A 6,800-nucleotide genomic window follows, 5' to 3' on the forward strand; every position below is an offset into this window, starting at 1 on the left:
TTGCGGCGATGCTGCATGATGTGGGAAAGATTAATATACCCATCGAGGTGCTGAATAAAGAAGGATCCTTAAATTCCGAGGAATATGAACTCGTCAAGGAACATGCGACACATGGTCGCAAGCTGCTGATGTCTAAATCAGACGTGCCTCCGGTCGCGGTTGATGTTGCGTATTGTCATCATGAACATCTCAATGGTAAGGGTTACCCAAGGGGGGTGACTGCTGAAAAGATTCCTTTCTTCGCTAAAATTGTTAGCGTGGTGGATGCTTTCGATGCCATTACCAGTGACCGGGTTTATAGTGATGCACGTTCGACATTGGAAGGTTTGCGTATTCTTTACGATTGTCGTGGCCAGCAGTTTGATGAGGAAATTGTTCGAGCTTTTATTCGCTTAGTAGGAATTTATCCACCGGGGCATATTGTTGAGCTGACCAATGGCGAAGTTGGTATTATCCTATCGTGCCAAAGAAACAATAAGCTTCGCCCCAAACTGATTATTGTCAGGAATACTGAGAAGAAAAGCTGTGCTGAACGGATTGTTGATCTAAGTAATGAGCAAAAAGATCAGCATGGTAAGCCGCTTCGAGTTAAAGAAATATATACAGACGGGGCCTTTGGCGTTCAGCTTAAGGAATACAAGGCCAAAGGCTTAAACTTTGGCCTTGCAGTACAGTAATAAACCTTAAAGCCTGGTACTGAACTTTGAAGGAATGACGAAAGCGCTAACAGTCTTGCGGCAGTCTTAGAAGTTTGTTTTGCGCCCTTAGACGCTTTCTCGGCCATGTTGTGAACCCTTTTACTGCGTTGTGATTGATTTCTTCTGCTACAGCTCATTGCTCCTTTGCAGCACTTAAACCAACTATAAATACATTAAGCGTTTGGGGCTCAGTAAACCAATCATTGAAGATTTATGTTTTACCCTTGAAAGAGCTGCTAAACTTAAGTGAGTTGTGCACCTCACCGAATATTTACTTTTAATACTGAGCCTGAAAAATGAGATCTATTTTAATTGTTGAAGACTCTTCTACCGTTCGTGAAATGGTTACCTTTGTTTTAAAGGATGAACGTTTGAAAATAGTCGAAGCTGAGGATGGCTTGGAAGCGCTCGACTTGGCGAAAAAGCAGAACTTTGACCTAGTGATCACAGACCACAATATGCCTAATATGAAGGGAATTGATTTAGCCATTGCATTGAGGAATATGGAGTCTTACAAAGAAACGCCTATTTTGATGCTAACAACTGAGTCAGACCCTAGGCTGAAAAAAGTAGGTAAAGATACCGGTATAACTGGTTGGATTCTAAAGCCCTTGAGTCCTCAGCGCTTCAAACCAGCCATAGAAAAGCTGTTGGATATTGCCTAAGTCTTAGCAATTCTTGCCATTATGATCGATGATGCTCTTCTCACCCTGGCTTTGTCACCTATTCTCGTTCCGCAGGGAATCTATACTAAAAAAGTGACGCCTAAACTTCCTGAGCCTGAAGGTAGCCGTGAAGGTATTTTAGGTAACGGGGAGCCTTTGCGCATCTTAATTCTAGGTGACTCAGCTGCTGCAGGTGTTGGCGTTGATAGTCAGAACGATGCGCTTTTAGGGCAGCTGGTGTCGAAACTGTCGCAGTACCGCGCTATCGAGTGGCGCCTTTTAGCCGAAACAGGCTTGAAGACATCTGAGATGCTAGAGCGCCTACATGCGCTTGAGGCTTTTAAAACCGATGTTGTCATTACTTCCTTAGGTGTCAATGATATAACCGGCGGGACACGACTGAAACACTGGCTAGAGCAGCAAAGAGAGTTAAAACTGCTGCTTCAAGACAAGTTTCAAGCGCGTCATATCTTCTTGAGCAGTGTACCTCCCATGCATGAATTTCCGGCTCTACCTCAGCCACTTCGCTGGTTTTTGGGGCGTCGTTCTCGTGCAATGAATAGTGCTTTGAACGAACAGGCAGCACTAGATGAGGCTTTAGCTTTTGTTAGTGTTCAGTTTCCTATGCAAAAAGAGTTCTTTGCCAGTGATGGCTTCCATCCCAGTGCGCAGGCTTACCGCTTATGGTCAGAAGCTTTACTTGAGCACTTTAAAGAGCGTTGTTTATTGCCCCAGCGTTGAAGGTATCGTCGAGCAGCATTCCAGGCTGATCATCGCTTTTTTGCGTTCTGCTCCCCAGCGATATTGATTAATCTCCCCCGTACTTCTAATGACCCGGTGACAGGGAATCAAATAGGCAATATTGTTCTTCGCAATGGCTGAAGCGACGGCTCTGGTAGTATTTGGTTGATTGATTTGCTCAGCAACCTGTTGATAAGAGCGCAACTCGCCTTCAGGAATCTTCAGTAAGGCCTCCCATACCAACAGTTGGAAAGGCGTTCCTTTGCAGAGCAAGTTCAACTTGTTCTCGTTTGCTGGTCCAGAGTCGAAAATACGTTTTAGGGTAGTTAATGTGCTCGCTTGGTTTTGCTTTAGTTCAGCATGTGGCCACTCGCGCTTCATCTCAGCCAAACCTTCTGCTTGAAGCTCCAGTGAGTCAAGAAATGCCAATTTGCATAAGCCTCGTTGAGTCAGAGCTAGCAGACAATAACCGAAGGGAGAGGGGTGAAAGCCATAGTCTATTTGAACGCCTTGGCCACCACTTTTATATTCGCCAGGTGTCACGCTTTTACACTGAACCATCAGATCGTGAAGTCGGCCACTCCCGCTTAAGCCGCTGTTGTAAGCGGAATTAGAGACAGAGTGTTGCTTAAGTAAAGCTTTGGCTTTTTGCTTGGTCAGAAATTGTAAGAACTGCTTGGGTGATACCCCCGCCCATTGAGTAAACACACGCTGCAGGTGAAACTCACTCAAGCCAACATATTCGGATACCGCTCTTAAACTGGGTTGCTGACCCTGTTTAGCGTCAAGAAAAGTGATCGCTTGAGCGACTATCTGGTAATGGCGGTGCTGTTCGTCAAACCGTGTCATGGTGCCTTCCTGAAATCTCATAAACTGAAGAGCTTGGTGATAAGTCAGTATAAGAGAAGACGGCAAGGCGTTGCGACCCGATCCTTGCTCATTTTAAGGATTATGCTGGCTGTGTTTTATGTGCCAAGGCCAGAGCAGCGCTTCGGTTTTCAACGCCTAGCTTGCTGTAGATATTCTTTAAATGCCATTTGGTCGTTGATAAAGCAATACCAGACTGTTTACTAATCTCCGCGTTACTTAGGCCAGTGGATAGAAGCTCAAATATTTCGAGTTCCTTGTCGGTCAGCAGGTGAGCTGGTTGAATCAGGTCTTGGAACTTATCACCAGCTGCTACCAAGGTATGAAAAATATCGGTAAAAATGGTGGGCAGGGCCACTCTGGATTCATTAACCGCTTGCTGGAAGAGCAGTTCCAGCCCAGGAGCTTCATCAAATACACTGCGGGAAAAACAGACCAAACCATAACGGCTAATGAGGCGCTTAACCAGACTGATCGCCGCATCAGTGTTACCCTGCCTAAAGGCAATCATGGCGATATTGCAGCGTGCTATCAATACTCGTGAGGTGATATTGTTCCGGTCTAGCAACTGGGCGATATCTTCGAGCAAGTCGCTTGCTTGTTTAAAGCGACCTTTAGATATCAAAAAATATACGGCAGCCAGTGCACCTCTTTCCCGGTGCTCTTCATATTGCCCGGATTTCTGCCAAACTCCTTTATTGATGAACTCATCTAAGTGGTACTTTTCGAAAATGTGCTTACAAACTGAGAAAGAACCGCTACGAAACGCCTGGCGCATTTTTTCGTGAACTACTTGGCTATTAAAGCGCTGATAGTCACCTAAAGATAAAATACGCTCAAGTTGGTCAAGTAAGCGGCTTGCTTTGGACGATTGGTCTTTTATATGAAAAACCCGGGAGCTATATAGATAAACCGTCGCTACTTCTTCCGTTGCGCAGGAGTGGTTAACTAGTGGGATTAATTGCGTGCTCAATTCCAGTGACTTATCCAGCTGATTTTGCTCATATTCTACTACCATCATACCGGTCGCCAGGTTTGCCCATAGCGGGTTTCTGTCACCATGTTTAATAGGCAGAAACACTTCGTTCATCAGTTGAATAGCCTCGACACCCCTGCCTAAATATCGGTCACATAAAATGATGACTAAGCTGGCAAAGCTTTCGAAGAAGTGATGCTGATTCTGGTTCAGGATACTTTTACCCTCATTTGCCAGCCGAAAAGCAGAACTCAAGTTTCCGCTGCACATCAGGGCATAGGCCTCCAGTACCTTTACAAAGCCGAGGATCTCTTGAGGCGCCTCTGCAAGGTTCTTGGCATATTGCGGATCGGGAGCCAGAACTTCCGAGTCACTTTGAAAGAGTTTGAGTAGATAATGAAAGAACTGGTAATGAGCTTTTAGCGTGCCGGAGCCCGCAGTATAGCCGAGCTTAAGTCTCTCGAGGAAATATCCGGCTTGATTGAAGCGTCGGGTAAATGATAAAGCATAAAGTTGATTGATCAGTAATTCAGGGTGCTGTGTAAAGTCTTCACTTGATAAGTTACTTAGGCTGTCTGTGACTCGTTCAAGCTCTCCTTGTTTTATCCAGCCCGCGCAAGCATCTTCTAGAATCTTGAAGTAGAAGCTTTGCTCGGAAGATTGTCTAGCGTGATAGATCGCGCTGTCGAGATCCTTATGCTCAAGGAAGTATTTGGCGACAAGGAAGTGTAAGTGCTTGATATGTTCGGGGCCTTCTTCAATTTCCAGGCGTTTTAGTAAGAAGTCCTGTAGCAACGGGTGGTAACGATACCACCCAGCATTATTAGACTCTGGCGAAAGAAACAGCTCTTGCATAGTGATTTCTTCAAGACTGGCCGCCGAGTAGTCGATATTCAGTACATTTTCACAAAGATCCTGATTGAAAGATTTGCAAATAGCTGTCGATAGTACAAAGCGTTTAGCGCTAGGAGTGAGCTTATTAAGGACTTCGTGACCAAAATAATTCAGTAATTCGGGCTGACTACCGCTAAAGCTATCTAGTGCAGATTCTCCAACTTTGTCGTAGGCAAGTAGTGCTAGTTTTGTACCGACGAACCAGCCTTCTGTTTGGTCGAGCAAGGTATTGACTCTATTGGGCTGTAGGCTGGAACCGCCAATGGTTTGATTTAATGCGAGCAGGTTTGTTTCATCTAGTTTTAAATCATTGCCATCTATCAACAATACAGATTCTTGCAGCTTTAGTTTTGCAATCGAAAATTGGGGGTGTCGTCTAGATGATAAAACAAATGTGACATGCTTCGGTAATTGGCTGATTAAGCGTTCTAGCGTCTTATGAATATGACTGGCTTTTATGTGGTGAAAGTCATCAAAGACAATCGCTAATGGATGATCAATTTGTGTTAGGGCTTCAATGAAAACCTCAATGATTTGCTCGGGCTTTACTTCGGAGTCATCTTTAAAAAGGTTAAAAAATGAAGCATCCCATAGCGGCGCGATATTTTTCAGGGACTCAAATATTAACGCAAATAATGCGTTGCCCTCATTAAGCTTTGGGGAGGTCTGGAATTGCAAGGTCTGACATTCAGTATGAATGGATTTTTGCCGAGTTACCCATTGATCCAGCAAAACACTCTTTCCGGAACCGGGTGGTGCCACCATGAGAACAAGAGGGTAGCCTAGCCCCTTATCCAATAGTGCTATTAGATCATCTCGCTTGATATGAGTATTCATAGTGCCACCGCTCGTCCTGATTCCTTGTTATTGTTCTGACTCTATATGGCATACATGCGTCTACTAATTAAGACTGCATTATGTCCTTTTCGATCTCAATAGCGCTTTTAAATATTGTGAAATACCACTATTCAAAGTGTGAAATAGGCCATGTTTTATGACTTTTGCTGTAATTGTCGGTAATTTATCTATTAACGTTTGAACTCAGGCTGAAACAGGCTTAAGAGATCGAGTGTACCTTGATTTTTGTATCTCCCCATCCTTTAGGAGGGTGTTAAAGTTTTAACACTATCCTTACCCTGCCGGTTACTTGACAAAAGTTGTCCTCTTTTCCTCAAGCAGGGGTCGAGCGTATCCCCCAATATGCACCTGCTTAGGGAAAGGGTTTTTTGTCAAAGAAAACAAAAATAATGGACGGAGAGACGACACATGATTATTAACTCGGTATGGGTAACCTGGCCGGCCCTGGTCAAATACGGCACACTCGGTGTAGCAGGCGCTGCACTAATAATTGGCTTGGAACGAGGTGAGCTGCTCGAGAACAATATGATCTCGACAGAAGACTTTGAACTAGCAAACGAAGGTATTGTCTGTGATGAGCGAAGCCACACCGCTCGAACAGAAGATGGTACCTGTAATATTCTGGAGAACCCGTCAGAAGGTTCTGTCCATATGCGCTTTGGACGAAACGTCGAGCTTCAAGCCGCCTTTGGTGAAACGGAAGACGGTACCTTGTTGAGCCCTAACCCGCGTGAAGTCAGTAACTCGCTGATGAAGCGTGAGCAATTTAAGCCCGCCACCAGCGTTAACTTTATTGCGGCGTCATGGATTCAATTCATGGTTCACGATTGGGTGAGCCACGGCCCTAATGCGACCGATAACGATATCGAAGTGCCTCTACCATCAGGTGACCCTTTAGGTACGGGTGTTATGTCTGTACAACGTACAACTGCTGATCCGGATCGTAGCGTTGAAGACGATGCTTACTTGCCAGCGACTTACCGTAACCACAATACTCACTGGTGGGATGGCTCACAGCTTTACGGCAGCAACAAAGAAACCAATGATTCTGTTCGTTCATTTGAAGATGGTAAGCTCGCTATTGAAAGTGATGGTACTTTG

Annotated in this window: 6 protein-coding genes; 4 read left to right on the forward strand and 2 right to left on the reverse strand. The window is 44.9% G+C overall.

All coding sequences use genetic code 11. The annotated features are described in order from the left end of the window. The 3 genes from A3757_RS15550 to A3757_RS15560 all read left to right on the forward strand — a co-directional run. The coding region (locus A3757_RS15550) for an HD-GYP domain-containing protein (RefSeq protein ID WP_156506347.1) at positions 1-677 on the forward strand (677 nt) is incomplete at its 5' end. Positions 678-994: 317 nt separating this feature from the next. Next, positions 995-1,363, forward strand: coding sequence for a response regulator (locus tag A3757_RS15555; protein ID WP_068508062.1), 369 nt, complete (start codon positions 995-997; stop codon positions 1,361-1,363). A 21-nt stretch (positions 1,364-1,384) separates the two neighbouring features. Next, on the forward strand, positions 1,385-2,104 hold the full coding sequence (locus A3757_RS15560) for an SGNH/GDSL hydrolase family protein (RefSeq protein WP_068513558.1): 720 nt from the start codon (positions 1,385-1,387) through the stop codon (positions 2,102-2,104). Here A3757_RS15560 and A3757_RS15565 read toward each other — a convergent pair. Together A3757_RS15565 and A3757_RS15570 are read right to left on the reverse strand one after the other, a co-directional pair. Beyond that, positions 2,087-2,953, reverse strand: coding sequence for a methylated-DNA--[protein]-cysteine S-methyltransferase (locus tag A3757_RS15565; protein ID WP_068568077.1), 867 nt, complete (start codon positions 2,951-2,953; stop codon positions 2,087-2,089). The two genes, A3757_RS15560 and A3757_RS15565, sit on opposite strands and share 18 nt — an antisense overlap. A gap of 100 nt (positions 2,954-3,053) precedes the next feature. Beyond that, entirely contained in the window at positions 3,054-5,678 is a 2,625-nt protein-coding gene (locus tag A3757_RS15570) for a LuxR C-terminal-related transcriptional regulator (protein ID WP_068739893.1), read from the reverse strand. A 429-nt stretch (positions 5,679-6,107) separates the two neighbouring features. Here A3757_RS15570 and A3757_RS15575 point away from each other — a divergent pair. Then, positions 6,108-6,800: peroxidase family protein (locus A3757_RS15575; protein WP_304439192.1), on the forward strand; the 693-nt coding region annotated here is incomplete at its 3' end.

The organism is Oleiphilus sp. HI0117, assembly GCF_001635235.1.

Bases quoted from the DNA above. Each gene is read 5' to 3' on its own strand.
- A3757_RS15555 (WP_068508062.1), top strand. From the start codon at position 995: ATGAGATCTATTTTAATTGTTGAAGACTCTTCTACCGTTCGTGAAATG.
- A3757_RS15560 (WP_068513558.1), top strand. From the start codon at position 1,385: ATGATCGATGATGCTCTTCTCACCCTGGCTTTGTCACCTATTCTCGTT.
- A3757_RS15565 (WP_068568077.1), bottom strand. From the start codon at position 2,953: ATGACACGGTTTGACGAACAGCACCGCCATTACCAGATAGTCGCTCAA.
- A3757_RS15570 (WP_068739893.1), bottom strand. From the start codon at position 5,678: ATGAATACTCATATCAAGCGAGATGATCTAATAGCACTATTGGATAAG.